The organism is Enemella evansiae (assembly GCF_002250705.1).
GTDB classification, from domain to species: domain Bacteria; phylum Actinomycetota; class Actinomycetes; order Propionibacteriales; family Propionibacteriaceae; genus Enemella; species Enemella evansiae.
Genome location: NZ_NMVP01000001.1, coordinates 609,197 through 623,767 on the forward strand (window position 1 = coordinate 609,197; position 14,571 = coordinate 623,767).

Consider the following 14,571-nt stretch of genomic DNA (forward strand, 5'->3'; position numbering starts at 1 on the left):
GAGCGCACGCACCCCGAGTAGCCAGCCCGGAGCCGCGCGAGCGGCTCCGGGCTGGCGTGTCGAGGGGTGAATGTCTTTGTACGCTCAGCCCGTGACGATCCTCGGAATCGACCTAGGCACGACCGCGGTGAAGGTGGCGGTCTTCGGCGCCGATGGCAGCATCCTCGGTACCGGGGAGGCGGCCTACCCGACGCTGCGCCGGGGACCCGGCTGGTCGGAGCAGCGACCCGAGGACTGGTGGTCGGCGGTGACGGCGGCGATCCGTGCCAGCGGCGCCGACGAACGGGTCGAGGCCGTCGGGCTGACCGGGCAGATGCAGGATCTGATCTGTCTCGATGCGCACGGGGAGGCCGTGCGGCCGGCGATCCTCTACAACGACGTCCGGGCCGGTGCCGAGGCGGTCGAGCTCGATCGGCGATTGCCGGATTGGTCTTCCTGGACGGGGAATGAGCAGGATGCCACCAGCGTCCCGGCGAAACTGTGCTGGCTCCGCCACCGTGAACCCGAGGCCCTGGAGCGCACCGGACAGGTCCTCCTGGGTGCCCCGGCCGCAGTGCTGCGCCGGGCGGGCGGCGACCCCGTGGTCGACCTGACCACCGCCTCCACCACCGGACTGCTCGACGTGCGCACCCGCGGCTGGTCCGAGCCCCTGCTCGCTGCGGTGGGGCTCGCGTCGGCGGCCCTGCCGCGGTTGATCGATGGCCCCACCGTCAGCGGCTCGCTGAGCGACACGGCGGCCCGCGAGCTCGGGTTACGGGCCGGCATCCCCCTGGTGCACGCACTCGGCGACGCGGGCGCGGCGACCCACGGAATCGTCGGCCTCGCGCCCGGATCGGCGTACCTCTATCTCGGCACCTCCGGCTGGATCGCCGAGGTCCGCTCGGAGGATCCCGCGTGGATGCCGGGCCCGGTGCATAGTCTGGTGCTGCCGGGCTGGACCGATCGGTTGCTGATCGGCGCGGTGCTGTCGGCCGGGGGTGCGGCGGACTGGGCGCGCCGGGTGCACCTGGGGGATCGTTCCTTCGAGGCCGCCGATCGGGTGGCGGGGGAGCGGTTGGCGCAGATCGATCCCGCCGCCCTGCCGTTGTGCCTGCCGAGCCTGCAAGGGGCGCGCACGCCGATCCGGGACAGCGCGGTGCGCGGCACGCTGATCGGGATGACCCCCGACACCACCGCCGAGGATCTCTATCTGGCCGTCCTGCTCGGGGTGGCGATCGACCTGCGGCTCGCCGCCGAGCGGATCGGATCGGTGCCAGACACCCTGCCGGTGATCGGCGGCGCGGCGCGTTCACCGGTGTGGCGACAGTTGCTCGCGGATGCCTTCGACGCCGAGATCCTCACCAGCACAGCAGATCCCGCGCTCGCCGGGGTCCGCTCCGCGGCCAGCTGGGCCGCCACCGCGACCGGTGGTGCGCTGGAACTGCCCGCCATGTTCGAGACCGATGCCGGGTGCCGCACCCTCCCGCGCAACCCGATCCCGCACGCACGCCTGCACCGGCACCTCGAGCTCTACCGATTGCTGCGCCCCACTTTCGCCGACCTTGCTCACTGACCGATGCTGGGATCAACCGAGCAGAGGAGTCAGGTCAATGAGCAAGGTCGCCGTCGTCCAGGCAAGCAGTGTTCCCTTCGACACCCCGGCCACCGTCGCGAAGGCGATCCGGCTGATCCACGAGTGCGCCGATCAGGGAGCCGAGCTGGCGGTCTTCCCGGAGGCCTTCATCGGCGGATATCCCAAGGGCGCGGACTTCGGCGCGGTCGTGGGCAGTCGTACGCCGCAGGGCCGCAAGGCGTACCGCCGCTATGTGGAGGCCGCGGTCACGCTGGATGATCCCTTGATGGCCGAGCTCGGTGAGGCGGTCCGGGAGGCCGGGGTCACGGTCGTCACCGGGGTGATCGAGCGGCTCGGCAACACCCTCTACTGCACGGCGGTCACCTTCGCTGCGGACGGATCGATCGCAGGACACCACCGCAAGCTGATGCCGACCGGGAGTGAACGGTTGATCTGGGGCTTCGGGGACGGGTCGACCATCGGAACCGTGGACACCCCGATCGGCCGGCTCGGCAGTGTCATCTGCTGGGAGAACTACATGCCGATGCTGCGTCAGGCGATGTACGCCCAGGGCACCGAGATCTACTGCGCACCGACCGCTGACGACCGCCCGACCTGGATCTCGAGCATGATCCACATCGCACTCGAGGGGCGGGTGCACGTGCTCACCGCCTGCCAGGCGATCCGTTGGGACGAGTTTCCCGACGACTATGAGCGCGAGCAGCGCGACCGCGACACCTGGGCGATGCGTGGTGGTTCCGCCATCATCGCCCCCAGTGGTGCGGTGTTGGCGGGCCCGGTCTTCGACGAGAAGACGATTCTCTGTGTTGACATCGATCCGGGCGCCAAGACCGATGGACATCTCGACTTCGACCCGGCCGGTCACTATGCGCGCCCGGATGTGTTCCGACTCCAGGTCGACACCGGGGCGAAGAATGCGGTGACCCTGGATCCCGGCACGGGCCACTGACGCGCAGGAGACGTTGTTACTTACCCGACTGGTCGGTATAGTAAGGGTCATGACCGAGACCCGCCCCGCACACCGCCCGTCCAGCAGGGATGCCATGCTGGATGCCGCTGCGGCATACCTGGGGGAGCACGGCACGATCTCCCTGGAGACCGCCGCCCGAGCCGCCGGGGTGACCAAGGCCGGCCTGATGTACCACTTCGGCACCAAGGCCGAACTGCTGACCGCGGTGCTGGATCGGATCCTCGACCAGCAGCTGGCAGACCTGCGGCGGCGGGTCGATGATCCCGATTCGATCACCGACCGGCTCGCCGCCTACGTGGACTGGGCCTGCGGCACCGAGTTCGGCACCTGCGATCTGGTGATGTTCACCGATCCCCGGTTGCGTGAGGAGATGACCGAGCGCTGGGTCGAACGGCTCGAACCCTGGCTGGCCGTCCCGGACCGGCTGCCGGCCGCCGAGCGACACCGGTTGCTGTCGGCCCGATTGCTGGCCGACGGCGTCTGGTTCGCCGGCGCCAGCGGCACCCTGCCCCTCACCGCCGCGCAGCTGCGGGGCGTACGCCGGGTCGCGCACGAACTGCTGGGAGTTGAGCGATGAGGGCCTGGTACTGGCTGCTCGCCGCGGTGACCAGCGAGGTCACCGCCACCCTCTCCCTGAAGGCCGCACTCGGCCATCCCGGTTGGTATGGCGTCGTGGTCGTGGGCTATCTGCTGTCCTTCTTCTTCCTCTCCCGGGCGCTGGTGGCCGGCATGGCCATCGGGGTGGCCTACGGCATCTGGGGTGCGCTCGGGGTGGCTTCCACCGCCATCGCTTCGGCGCTGCTGTTCGACGAGGCGCTCACCCCGTTGATGGGCTTCGGAATCGCCCTGGTGATCAGCGGTGTCCTGGTGGTCGAGGTCGGCGCCGCCCGCGCCGTGAAGGAGGCGAGATGAGCTGGGTGCTCCTGATGGGAGCGATCCTCAGCGAGGTCACCGGCACCTTGTCGCTGCGCGTCGCCTCCGGCGGACGCCATCGTTGGTACGTTGCCGTGGCGGCGGGGTATCTGATGGCCTTCACCTTCTTGTCGCTGGCCCTGCACGGCGGAATCCCACTCGGGATCGCCTACGGGATCTGGGCCGCAACAGGGGTCGCGCTGACCGCACTGCTCGCCAAGCCCCTCTTCGGAGAACCCCTCACCCCGGTGATGGGACTCGGTATCGGACTGATCATCGCCGGCGTGCTGGCCGTGGAGCTCGGCGCGGCTCACTGACCTTCGCGCTGGAATCCAACCAGCACGAGAATCGCGCCAAGACCCCACCAGGCGCCGGCCAGCAGTCCGGTGCGTTGCAGCAGGGCCGGTCCGCTCCAGGACGCGGAGAGTACGCCGCCGAGGGCCACCCCGACGCTGGTACCGGTCTGCCGCAGTGCATTGTTCAACCCGGCCGCCATACCCGGCCGGGCGGGCCACGCGGCCATCGACTCACCCACGATCGCCGAGGTCATCAGCCCGAGGCCGAAACCGATGCCCAGCAGGGCCGGAACGGTCGAGATGACGCCGGAACCCAGCCAGCCCAGGCAGATGTAACCGACTGAGCCGAGACCGAATCCCAGGGCAGCGGTGACCCGACGCCCGATCCGGGTGACGAGCACCCCCGATACCGGCCCGAGCAGGGCGAACGGCACGGTCGCGATCAACAGCACCAGGCCGGCGGTTCCGGCGCTCAGCCGCAGATCGCGTTGCAGGTGCACGGTGAGCACCTGCAGGCTGCCGTTGGCGCCGCTGGTCATGATGGCCGCCGCGGCGACCGAGGCGATCAACCAGCGCAGTCTCGCCGGCCGCGTACCCGAACTGGTCTCCGGGCGATCATCCCGGACGAGTGCGACCGAGCCGATCAGCGCGGCGAGCACCAGCGGCACGTTGATCCAGAACACCGCCCGCCAGGAGATCGCCTGGACCAGCAGGCCGCCGACGGCCGGTCCGAGGGCGGTCGCGACCGCGCTGACCGCTGACCAGATGCCGAGGGCGCGAACTCGTGCCGTGGGGTCCGGCCAGGCCGCAGTGAGCGCCGCCAACCCGGCCGGCAGCATCAGTGCCGCCGCAGCACCCTGCACCGCCCGGGCGATCAGCACCGAGGTCCAGTCCCAGCCGAGACCCCCGAGTGCCGAGGCCGCCAAGAACCCTGCCAGGCCGGCGAGCAGGGTACGCCGGGCACCGACACGGTCGACCAGCACTCCGGCGGGCAGGAGTCCGACGGCGAGCGGCACCGTGTAGGCGTCGACGAGTTGTGGCCAGGCTGCTGTCGGTACGCCGAATCTGCTGCCCAGGGTCGGCATCGCGACGTTCATCGCGAGCACATCGAGCAGCACCAGGAACATCGGGATGCACAGCACGGTCAGCAGGTATCGGTTGCGGGTCGGGGCCGGTGTGGTGCGGGGGAGGAAGGACATGCCTCGAGCCTGCCGCCGGGATGTTTCGCCCGACACCGAAGTGTTCCTGGCGCAGACTGGATGCCATGGATACCGAACCGGACGTCTCAGGGGTCGCGGCGCACTTCGCCGATCGCTCGCGGGCGCGGATCCTGCAGGCGTTGATCGATGGTCGATCGCTGCCTGCGGGGCGATTGGCGGAGGCGGCCGGGGTGTCGCCGTCGACGATCAGCGCTCACCTGGCCCGGTTGCGCGACGCCGGGTTGATCGCGGTGACCGAGCACGGCCGCAGCCGCTGGTTCCGGATTGTCGACGACCGGGTGGTGATCGTCCTGGAGGCCCTGCTCACCCTCGCCCCGCGCAGCGCCCCCACCGGGCTGACGGGTCACAACCGGTTGCAGCGGCTGCGGGTGGCCAGGACCTGTTATGACCACATCGCCGGCGCCCTCGGCACCGATCTGCTCGCCGGGCTCGTGGAGGGCGAGGTGCTGCGGCGTACCGACGGCAACGTCGACGGGTCACCCGGTGCGGGCGATCGGGTCAGCGCACAGAGCACCAACACTCCCTATGAGTTGGGGCCGGACGCCGGTGCGCGCCTCGCTGAACTGGGTATCGATCCGGTTCGGCTGCGGGCCGAGCGCCGTCCGGTGCTCCGGATCTGTGTCGACTGGACCGAGCAGCGGCACCATCTCGGCGGGGGACTCGGCCGTGCCCTGCTGGATTCCTTCCTGGACAGGGATTGGGTACGCCGCAGAGCCGGCCGGCGGGATCTCGAGGTGCGCGAACCCGAGCGGATCGGGGTCTGGCTGGGGCGTACCCCCGTGGTGAAACAGGCATGATGGGAGCGGCAACCCCTCGGCAAGGAGCAGCACCATGGCCCGGCACCGGATCTTCGGCACCAGTTTCGCCAGCATCTACCCGCACTATCGGCAGAAGGTGGAGCGCAAGGGCCGTACCGTCGAGGAACTGGACGCGGTCATCGAATGGCTGACCGGTTATGACAAGGCCGGACTCGACCGGGTCCTCGCCGCCGCGGTAGACTTGGAGACCTTCTTCGCCGAGGCGCCGCGGCTCAATCCGAACCGCTCGCTGATCACCGGCTCGATCTGCGGCTACAAGGTCCAGGAGATCGAGGATCCGCTGATGCAGCAGATCCGCCAGCTGGACAAGCTCGTCGACGAACTGGCCAAGGGCAAGGCGCTGGAGAAGATCCAGCGCTCCTGACAGGCGACCCAACCCACGTCGGCTGAGCGAGCGAGGAACGAGCGAGTCGAAGCCTCACGGATGGAGTCGACTGCCCTTGACGATCTTGTCGACCGCGTTCTTCGGCCCGTGCAGGGCGATCCCGACCAGGTCGAGATCCTCACCGGCGACCTCGGCGACGACGGCTCGGTTGGCGGAATCGAAACCGGTGGCGAACATCTCGCGGGTGTAGACCGCGAGCGGGACCTCGCGGCGCAGGGCTCGCTGGCGCGCCGCCTGCAGGGTGTCGGTGTCGGCCTGGAAGACCAGGACCGGCATGCCGAGCAATGGCAGATAGTTCGCCTCGTCCGCGTCGGTGTAAGCCTGCCCGATCAGCTGCGGATTGGCGGCGGCGATCCCGGCGGCGAGGAAGGCGGTGACATTGAGCTCCTGCCAGGCCTGCAGGCCTTCGCTGAGAACGACGGCGATCTTGGTGTCGAACGGGGGAGTGAGTGCCTGGTCGGCGACGGCGTCAGTCATTTCCCCAGCGTGGCGCGGCGAGGCAGGCGCGTTCTTGGACGGAATTGATCAGCGGCCGGCGGATCGCTGATAGCGGCGGGGCGTGGTGCCCAGGAAGCGGCTGAAGTGCCGAGTGAGATGGGACTGGTCGAAGAATCCCGCCCGGGTGGCGACCTCGGCGGCCGGAACCTGGTCGAGCAGCAGAGCGCGGGCCAGATCCAGGCGCCGCCCGATCAGATACCGGTGCGGCGAGATCCCGTACGCCGCGGTGAACGTGCGGATGAGATGCGGGACGCTCACCCCGAGCGCGTCGGCCGGCTCCGCCAGGCCGGCGTTCGACAGCGGATCCGCGTCGAGACGTTCCCGGACCAGAGCGGCCAGCCGCGGGGCCGGAGTCGCGGTGGCGTGGCCGTGCTCCGGGCGGCCGGCGAGGTGCCAGCCGAGCCGCTCGATGACCAGTGCCAGGCGCTCGGCCGCCTCCAGGTCATCGTGCCCACCCAGGGCCCGGTGGATCCGGCCCACCTGATCCCGCAGGGCCGGATCCTCGATCAGCGGGGCATCGACCAACCGGCCGATCCGGGCCGGGTCGAGTTGGTCCTCCTCCAGATAGAGCACCCGTTTGGCGAAACCACGATCGGTGAGCGCGTGGCCGTCATGCGGGACGTGCGGTGGCAGCACGGTGACCCCGGAACGCGGCGGCGCCAGCGCGTGCCGGCGGTCGACGTCGTAACCGATCGCACCGGCATCGACGATCAGCACCGTCCAGGTCGAGTGGGTGTGCGCGGGATAGGAGTGCGCCCGCCAGCGGGCATGCAGCACCTCGGCCACGCCCGCGATCTGCGGGCGGAAAGCCAGCACCGCATCCGTCGGTCCGCCACTCACGACTCCCACTCTCCCATGGCCGTCGACGGCGTAAGTATCCTTCCGCTCCGGATTGCTGGCGAGCTGCACCCCGGACGGGAATCGTGTGACCCACGACCACCCGTGACCAAGGAGTTCTGATGACCAGCCACACCGTTTCCCGCCGCGTGGTCGCCCTGGCCGCGGCGGCCGTCCTGTCCACCGGGATCGGTGGCGTCGCCATCCTCGACCAGGCGAACGCCACCTCGACCTCCGTCAGCCAGGCCCGCGCGTACCCCGTGCTGCAGTTCGGCGCCACCGGCCGTCCGGTGGTGCTGCTGCAGAGATTGCTTTCCTACAACGGAATCAAGACCGATCCCGACGGCTCCTTCGGTCCCGCGACCCTGGCCGGGGTGAAGGAGTACCAGCGGCGGCAGAAGATCGCCGTCGACGGTTCGGTCGGCCCCGAGACGTGGGCGAAGCTGCTGCCCGAACTGCGTTATGGGCAGCGGGGCGGCACCGTCTCGGTCGTCCAGCTGACGCTGCGCGACAGCGGTGTTCAGCTTGCGGTGGACGGTTCCTTCGGTCCGGACACCCGGGTGAAGCTGAAGGCCTTCCAGCAGGCCAATCGGCTGCCCGCCAGCGGCAAGGTGGACGCGGCCACCTGGCGCGCTCTGATGAACGCCCGGGCCGCTCAGGCGGCTCCGGCACCGGTACGCGCACCTGCGCCGAAGGCCTCGCAGGCATCCGGTCAGCGCGAGATCGTGCTGGTGAACCAGCTCGAGACCGGACCGAACAGCAAGAACAACTGCGGTCCGACGAGTGCGGTGATGGCGCTGATCGCCGACGGCAAGCAGCCGGCCGGCTACCAGCGGAATCCCTCCTACGCGACCAAGCGGTCGATGGTGGTGACCATGCAGCAGCGGATGGGGATCAGGACCGGCAATGGCGTGAGCGTCGAGGGGATGCGCCGCGGGCTCAGCGCCTCGGGGGCATCGACGACCCAGACCAACACCGATCAGGCGTTGGCCGCCGTCCGTTCCGGGCGCCCGGTGCTGCTCAACGGTCACACCCGCAATCTGGAGTGGATGAACTCCAGCCGGGGCGTCGGGCACTGGATCGTCGTCGTCGAGCACAAGGGTGGCGACAACTACGTGGCCCTGGATCCGTGGGGTGGCAAGCGCTTCGACACCACCGGTGCGGCGATGAAGAAGTTCACCAACACCTATGTGGACAAGGATCGCTCGCAGAACGCGCTGGTCATCCGCTGACCTGATCGGTGTCACCCAGGTGCTCAACCACCGCGTCGGCGGCCGTCCGCAGGGCGGCGACGAAACGGGGCAGATCCTTCTTGTCGTAGCGGATCCTGGGCATCGAGACCGACAGCGCTGCGGCGTACGCCTGATCCTCGATCGGCAGGCGTACGCCGACAGCGACCACGCCACGTTCGGAGCGTCCGTCGTTCACCGCGAAACCGTTGCGGCGCAGGGTCGGCAGTTCCCGCCGGAGCTTCCGCAGATCGGGTGACTCGGCTGCCTGCTCGCCGGACTGCTCCTGCGCATAGAGCCGATCGAGCTCGGCGGCGGAGAGCTCGGCGAGCAGCAGCAACCCGCCGGAGGTGCGGTGGGCCGGGAAGACCATGCCCTCCCGGGTGCTGACCCGCAGCGATTGGTCGGTCTCGACGCCCGCCACGAAGCGGACGGTGGTGCCGGTGCGCACGATCAGGTTGGCCGATTCGCCGAGCACATCGACCAGCCAGCGCAACCGGGGGAGTGCGGCGGCGCGCAGCCTGGACACCGCCGACTGGGAGTGGGCCGCGAGCTCGAGCACGGGGCCGACGCGATAACTGCGATCCTCCTGCTGCACGGCGTAGTCGCGGTAGACCAGCGTCTGCAGCAGCCGGTGTGCGGTCGATCGGGCGACACCGACGCGTTCGGCCAGTTCCGCGACGGTCAGCGGCCCCTCGAGCTGCAGCATGGTGGCGATTCGCAGGGCATGGTCGACGCTCGCGACGGCGTACGCCGGGGGACGCTTCTCCGCTCTGTCCATGGTGACCTCATGTTCTGCACAACAGAATCTTGCGTTCCGCTCTGCGGATTGGGTTCAGTCTAACGGTATGGACGATGGAGTTGACCAGACACCCGACGTGATCGTCGTCGGCGGTGGCATCGGCGGGCTGGGCGCCGCGTACGCCCTCAGCCGGGCGGGCCTGCGGGTTCGGGTGCTGGAACGCGGTGCGAGCTTCGGTGAGGTCGGCGCGGGGATCCAGCTCGCCCCGAACTGCACCCGCATCCTCAACGACTATGGACTTCTGGACGAGGCCCGATCGCTCGGGGTGGTGCCGGATGCGATGGTGATGCGGGATGCGCTGGACGGTGACGAGCTGACCCGGCTCGACCTCCGCGACCTGGAACGCCGTTACGGCTTTCCCTATCTGGTCATCCATCGCAGCGACCTGCACGCGATGCTGCTGCGCGCCTGCGAACGCAGCGGGGTCGAGCTGGTCACCTCCGCGCGGGTGATCGGCTACGACTCGGCGGGGGAGCGGGCGACGGTGACGCTCGCGGACGGTACCGAACAGCAGGCACCGGCGGTGATCGCCGCCGACGGGTTGCACTCGGTGGCCCGCCGGCTGCTGGTGGACGATCAACCGGTCAGTTCGGCCTACGTCTCCTATCGCGGCACGGTCCCGACCAGTGAACCGCGCGGGGCCGCGGTCGACCTGTCCGAAGTGGTGGTGCACGTCGGGCCACGCTGTCATTTCGTGCACTACGGACTGCGGGGCGGCGAACTGCTCAACCAGGTCGCGGTCTTCGAATCGCCCAAGGCGCTGGCGGGGGAGGAGGAATGGGGGACGCCGGACGAACTCGACACCGCCTTCTCCCACACCAGTGAGTTCATCCAGGAGGGGCTGCCCTACATGTGGCGGAACCGTTGGTGGCGGATGTATGACCGGGACCCGATCATGACCTGGGTGCACGGAGACATCGCCCTGCTCGGGGATGCGGCACATCCGCCGCTGCAGTACATCGCCCAGGGCGCGATCATGGCGATCGAGGATGGCTGGGTGCTCGGTGAGCACGTCCAGCGCAATCGGCGGACCGACGGGTCGGTCGACTGGCCGACGACCCTGGCGGCGTACCAGGCCGTCCGTGCCGAACACTGCCGACGGGTGGTCAGCACCTCCCGGGAGTGGGGCCAGTTGTGGCACCTCGATGGCCAGGAACGTGAACTGCGCAACGAGATCCTGCGCGCCCGCGACACCTACGACTATTCGATGACCGACTGGCTCTACGGCCCCACCGCACTCTTCCCCGACGACGAACCCCCGATGTTCAAGAAGATCCCGATCACCTAGCCAACGTTCATCGAGTAGCCGGGCATGCGGAGCGCAGCGGAGCAATGCCCGGCGTGTCGAGATGAACCACGCGATGCAGATCCGCTTCAGTCAACCATCCGCACACACGCCGGGCTGGATACCTCGAAGGTCTCCACGAGCCGCCAACCGTCTCCGCGGGGCTCGAAGACCGTCACCGAATCGGAGTTCTGGTTGGCGATCCAGAGGCGCCCGTCGGACCAGGTCAGGTCGCGAGGCCACCTGCCTCCGGTGGGCCGCTCGTCCACCAGCCGCAGCGTGTTCTGATCGCGATCGAGGCGGAAGGTTGCGATGGTGTCGGCACCGCGGTTGGCCACCACGATGCGGTCATCGGCCCACGCGATTCCCGACGGATATACGGCTTCCCCGGTATCGATCGCCGTCGACGGGACCAGTGCCGCGCCCTCCCAGCCATCGCCATCGCGGCGGGCCAGCCAGAGCTCGGCGGACAGTTCGCAGGCCAGGACGAGGGCGTCCCCGTCGATGATCAGGTGACGGGGTCCGACACCGGGCGGGGTCACGATCTCGCGCACCCGGCCGATCCGGCCGTCGTCGTCGAGACTCAGCCGGTGGATGCGGTCGGCGCCGAGATCGGCGATCAGCCAGTCGTCTCCGTCCCGGATCGCCATGTGGGCATGGGAACCGTCCTGCCGCTGCGGATCCGGGCCCTGCCCGGTGAACCGGTGGAAGTCGGTGACCTGGCCCAGCGATCCGTCCTCGGCGACCGAGCAGATCGCCACCGACCCGTCGGTGTAGTGCGCGACGACGAGGAGATCGCGTTCGGCATCAAAGGCCAGGTGGCAGCCGGCGTTCCCACCGGTGTCGAGGGCGTTGAGCAACTGCAGTGTGCCATCGTCGCGAATCTGGTACGCCGTCAGCGCGCTGGATTCGCGTTCGGAGAGGGCGTACAGCACCGGAAGCCTGGGATGAGCGATCAGGAAACTGGGATCGACCGCGGGGGTGGGTTCCAAGGCGGTGCCATCACCGGTCCGCAGTGGCTGGATGCCGATGCCGTGCCCGTCGGCGGTCGAGGTGTAGCAACCGACGTAGGCGACATCCGGGGTGCGTGCGCCCGTCATCAGCCGCGTCCCAACAGGTTGCCGCCGTTCACCTGCAGGATCTGTCCGGTCGTCCAGCCGGCATCGGGCGAAGCGAGGTACGCCACGGCCTCCGCCACCTCGTCCGGCGTACCGGGCCGACCCATCGGAATGGACTTCAGCCGGTTGTCCGCCAGGTCGGGATCGGCGGCCAATCGCTCGGTCCAGAACTCGGTGTCCGGGACGAACCCGGGAGCCACCGCGTTGGCCGTGATTCCTTCTGTAGCGAGCGAATTCGCCAGATCGAAGACCCAGGCGTTCATCGCAGCCTTGGCCGCTCCGTAGGAGCCGGAACCACGCAGCGCGGCGATGGAACTCATGGCGACGATCCGGCCACCGGGCCGGGTGAAGTGGGGGAGCAGCGCCTCGGTGAGCAGCACCGCCGACAGCACGTTGCCCTCGAAATCGGCGCGCCAGCCATTCGCGACAGTGGTGAGATCACCCTTGGCGCCACGGCCATAGTTCCCGCCCGCATTGGCGACCAGGACGTCGATCGCCGGTCCAGCAGAGAGTTCGTCGGCCAGCTGCTGAACCGCCGCCGGATCGGTCAGATCGCAGCTGCGGGTGGAAACCTTGGCCAGTTCGTCGACCGCGCGCAGCTCCTCGGCGGCCTGCTCCAGCACCTCGGTGCGCCGGCCGATCAGGATCAGGTCGGGTTCCTCGGCCAGCATGCGGTGGGCGACGGCGCGGCCGATACCGGTGCCGCCGCCAGTGATCAGGATGCGTCGCGTCATGCGCCCAATCTAACGAGGCCGTAACCCGGCCGGCACATGGCCTCGCTAGCGTCCGGACCGTGGTGACCATCTCCCGGGCCGATTTCGGCGATCCGGCGCTGCGGAGCTTCCTGCAGGCACATCTGGACGACCTCGCACCGACCGCGCCGGCGGAGAGTCGGCATGCGCTGGAGCTGGGGGAGTTGCAGAAGGACGGCATCCGGCTCTGGGTGGCGCTGCGCGCCGGCGTACTCGTCGGAACCGGTGCCCTCGCCGCGCTCGAGCCCGGGCATGAGGAGCTGAAGAGCATGCGTACCGATCCCGCACACCGCGGTGCGGGCATCGCCTCGGCGTTGCTCCGGGTCCTGCTCGCCGATGCCCGGGGCCGGGGGATCGAACGCATCTCGCTCGAGACCGGCAGCATGGAGTTCTTCGCGCCGGCGCGTCGGTTGTACGCCCGGCACGGCTTCGTCGAGTGCGATCCGTTCGGCGGTTATGTCGAGGACCCGAACAGCACCTACCTGACGCTGAGCTGGTAGGTCGTTTCGAGGCCCTCGACGCTGGGTATATTTGTCGACATGAGCGTCCTTACTCCCGGATTGCCAGGTCCGCGGGGTGCCTCCTCGCAGCATCTTTTCGATGTGCTGCGCAGAGATGCCCGCGATGTCGATACCAACGAGCTCGATGAGTTGGTGGCCGCCGCGTCCGCACCCGCGCCAGCGATCGTGGACGACGAAGATCGACTGATCATGTTGTGGGTTCTGCAGGAGTTGGGATACCACGGCTTCCAGGATGTCGATGATCGCTGGGAGGTCGACCACCGGGCCGTCTGGTTGCGGGTGACGCTGGAGGACGCTCTCGAATCGGCGCTGCGTCCGATCATCGATCCGGTTGTCGAGCGCACCCTGACCGAGGCCCGAACCGATCTCGCCGAAACCCTGTTCTCCCTGCCGGAGCGCGAGTTCGCCGACACGCCGTCGCTGGCGGCGTACGCGCGTCGGAAGATGTCGATCGAGCAGTGGCGCGAGATGCTGGTCCTGAAGTCGGCATATCAGCTCAAGGAGGGGGACCCGCACACCTTTGCGGTGCCGCGGTTGTCCGCCGAGGCGAAGCTGGCGATGGTGGAGATCCAGTTCGATGAGTATGGCAGCGGTCGGTTGGCCGACCTGCATTCGGAGCTGTTCGCCCGCGCCATGGTCACGGTCGGCCTCCGCGACGACTTCGGGGCGTACGCCGACTGCTGGCCGGCGCCGGTGCTGGCGGCCAATGTCGCGCTCAACTGGTGGTCCTCGCGGCGCGAATGGGCCGGGGCAGTGGCGGGCCACCTGGCCATGATCGAGACGACGAGTTCATTGCCTTGCCGGAAGTATGTGGCCGGCGCCCAGCGACTCGGTCTTCCCGAGGATGGGTGGCGCTACTTCGATGAGCACGTCGAGGCCGATGCCGCCCACGAGCAGATCGCCATCCGCCAGATGTGTCCGGCTGCCGCCGAGGCGGATGGACCCGGCAGGGTGATCTTCGGCTTCGTCGCGGGGCTGTATCTGGACGGGCGGATCGCCGAGTACGCCTTGCAGCGTTGGGAATCCGGGGAGAGTGCCCTGCGGCACCCGCTGTCCGAGAGCGCTGACGACCCGACAGGTGACCCTGAACTGGAGCCGGCGTACCGATGAGGCAGCGCCGTAGCGAATCCGCGGAGCTGCCGGTGGAGGCGTATCCCGCCGAGGCCGTTCGCGTCACCGAGTGCCCAGGCGGTCCTGCCCTGATCCGCGGTGCCTCCCACGTGGTCGATGCCGACGGTGAGACCCATCCGGTCCGACGAGCCGTGGTTGCCGTCTGTCGCTGCGGCTATTCGGGTCGCTTGCCCTGGTGCGACGGGATTCACAAGGTCGCTGGCGGGGGAGCCTGAGCATCTGTA

At 69.0% G+C, this 14,571-nt stretch carries 18 protein-coding genes; 12 read left to right on the plus strand and 6 right to left on the minus strand.

Annotated elements, in window-relative coordinates:
- Positions 1-91: 91 nt before the first annotated feature.
- The 5 genes from BI335_RS02890 to BI335_RS02910 are packed head-to-tail and all read left to right on the plus strand — an operon-like array spanning position 92 to position 3,772.
- The gene (locus BI335_RS02890; protein WP_172421695.1) at positions 92-1,552 is read left to right on the plus strand and encodes a xylulokinase; all 1,461 of its coding nucleotides are present in this window, start codon (positions 92-94) and stop codon (positions 1,550-1,552) included.
- Between the two features lie 37 nt (positions 1,553-1,589).
- Positions 1,590-2,522 (plus strand): carbon-nitrogen hydrolase family protein, encoded by a 933-nt coding sequence (locus BI335_RS02895; RefSeq protein WP_094429591.1) that lies wholly within the window; start codon positions 1,590-1,592, stop codon positions 2,520-2,522.
- 49 nt (positions 2,523-2,571) lie between these two features.
- Positions 2,572-3,120 (plus strand): TetR/AcrR family transcriptional regulator, encoded by a 549-nt coding sequence (locus BI335_RS02900; protein WP_229119405.1) that lies wholly within the window; start codon positions 2,572-2,574, stop codon positions 3,118-3,120.
- Positions 3,117-3,455, plus strand: a complete 339-nt coding sequence (locus tag BI335_RS02905) for a DMT family transporter (RefSeq protein WP_094429593.1) — start codon at positions 3,117-3,119, stop codon at positions 3,453-3,455. Before BI335_RS02900 ends, BI335_RS02905 begins: the two co-directional genes overlap by 4 nt.
- Positions 3,452-3,772: a DMT family transporter gene (locus tag BI335_RS02910; protein ID WP_094429594.1), complete on the plus strand. Its 321-nt coding sequence runs from the start codon at positions 3,452-3,454 to the stop codon at positions 3,770-3,772. The genes BI335_RS02905 and BI335_RS02910 overlap by 4 nt, the downstream gene beginning before the upstream one ends.
- Here the strand turns inward: BI335_RS02910 and BI335_RS02915 are convergent.
- Entirely contained in the window at positions 3,766-4,950 is a 1,185-nt protein-coding gene (locus BI335_RS02915; protein ID WP_094429595.1) for an MFS transporter, read from the minus strand. The genes BI335_RS02910 and BI335_RS02915 overlap by 7 nt on opposite strands.
- 65 nt (positions 4,951-5,015) lie before the next feature.
- On the opposite strand from BI335_RS02915, the gene BI335_RS02920 reads away from it, so the two are divergent.
- Positions 5,016-5,768, plus strand: coding sequence for an ArsR/SmtB family transcription factor (locus BI335_RS02920; protein WP_172421696.1), 753 nt, complete (start codon positions 5,016-5,018; stop codon positions 5,766-5,768).
- Between the two features lie 34 nt (positions 5,769-5,802).
- The gene (locus tag BI335_RS02925) at positions 5,803-6,153 is read left to right on the plus strand and encodes a DUF2200 domain-containing protein (protein ID WP_094429597.1); all 351 of its coding nucleotides are present in this window, start codon (positions 5,803-5,805) and stop codon (positions 6,151-6,153) included.
- A 54-nt stretch (positions 6,154-6,207) separates the two neighbouring features.
- On the opposite strand, the gene BI335_RS02930 is transcribed toward BI335_RS02925, so the two are convergent.
- Together BI335_RS02930 and BI335_RS02935 are read right to left on the minus strand one after the other, a co-directional pair.
- Positions 6,208-6,651 carry a DUF2000 family protein gene (locus BI335_RS02930; RefSeq protein WP_094429598.1) on the minus strand — a complete coding sequence of 148 codons (444 nt, stop codon included), beginning with the start codon at positions 6,649-6,651 and terminating at the stop codon, positions 6,208-6,210.
- Between the two features lie 48 nt (positions 6,652-6,699).
- Positions 6,700-7,512 carry an AraC family transcriptional regulator gene (locus tag BI335_RS02935; protein WP_094358803.1) on the minus strand — a complete coding sequence of 271 codons (813 nt, stop codon included), beginning with the start codon at positions 7,510-7,512 and terminating at the stop codon, positions 6,700-6,702.
- A gap of 119 nt (positions 7,513-7,631) precedes the next feature.
- On the opposite strand from BI335_RS02935, the gene BI335_RS02940 reads away from it, so the two are divergent.
- A complete protein-coding gene (locus BI335_RS02940; RefSeq protein WP_094429599.1) occupies positions 7,632-8,741 on the plus strand; it encodes a peptidoglycan-binding protein in 1,110 nt (369 codons plus the stop codon).
- Here BI335_RS02940 and BI335_RS02945 read toward each other — a convergent pair.
- Positions 8,731-9,519: an IclR family transcriptional regulator gene (locus BI335_RS02945; RefSeq protein ID WP_094429600.1), complete on the minus strand. Its 789-nt coding sequence runs from the start codon at positions 9,517-9,519 to the stop codon at positions 8,731-8,733. The genes BI335_RS02940 and BI335_RS02945 overlap by 11 nt on opposite strands.
- Positions 9,520-9,586: 67 nt before the next feature.
- Here BI335_RS02945 and BI335_RS02950 point away from each other — a divergent pair, with 67 nt between their 5' ends.
- Positions 9,587-10,828 carry an FAD-dependent oxidoreductase gene (locus BI335_RS02950; protein WP_172421698.1) on the plus strand — a complete coding sequence of 414 codons (1,242 nt, stop codon included), beginning with the start codon at positions 9,587-9,589 and terminating at the stop codon, positions 10,826-10,828.
- Positions 10,829-10,914: 86 nt separating this feature from the next.
- Here the strand turns inward: BI335_RS02950 and BI335_RS02955 are convergent, their stop codons facing one another.
- A complete protein-coding gene (locus BI335_RS02955; RefSeq protein ID WP_094429602.1) occupies positions 10,915-11,925 on the minus strand; it encodes a lactonase family protein in 1,011 nt (336 codons plus the stop codon).
- The gene (locus BI335_RS02960) at positions 11,925-12,677 is read right to left on the minus strand and encodes an SDR family NAD(P)-dependent oxidoreductase (RefSeq protein ID WP_094358465.1); all 753 of its coding nucleotides are present in this window, start codon (positions 12,675-12,677) and stop codon (positions 11,925-11,927) included. Before BI335_RS02960 ends, BI335_RS02955 begins: the two co-directional genes overlap by 1 nt.
- 59 nt (positions 12,678-12,736) lie before the next feature.
- On the opposite strand from BI335_RS02960, the gene BI335_RS02965 reads away from it, so the two are divergent.
- The 3 genes from BI335_RS02965 to BI335_RS02975 are packed head-to-tail and all read left to right on the plus strand — an operon-like array spanning position 12,737 to position 14,562.
- Complete coding sequence (locus tag BI335_RS02965) at positions 12,737-13,195, plus strand: GNAT family N-acetyltransferase (protein WP_094429603.1); 459 nt, start codon at positions 12,737-12,739, stop codon at positions 13,193-13,195.
- Positions 13,196-13,234: 39 nt separating this feature from the next.
- Entirely contained in the window at positions 13,235-14,326 is a 1,092-nt protein-coding gene (locus tag BI335_RS02970) for an iron-containing redox enzyme family protein (protein ID WP_229119406.1), read from the plus strand.
- A complete protein-coding gene (locus BI335_RS02975) occupies positions 14,323-14,562 on the plus strand; it encodes a CDGSH iron-sulfur domain-containing protein (protein WP_094429604.1) in 240 nt (79 codons plus the stop codon). Before BI335_RS02970 ends, BI335_RS02975 begins: the two co-directional genes overlap by 4 nt.
- Positions 14,563-14,571 lie beyond the last annotated feature (9 nt).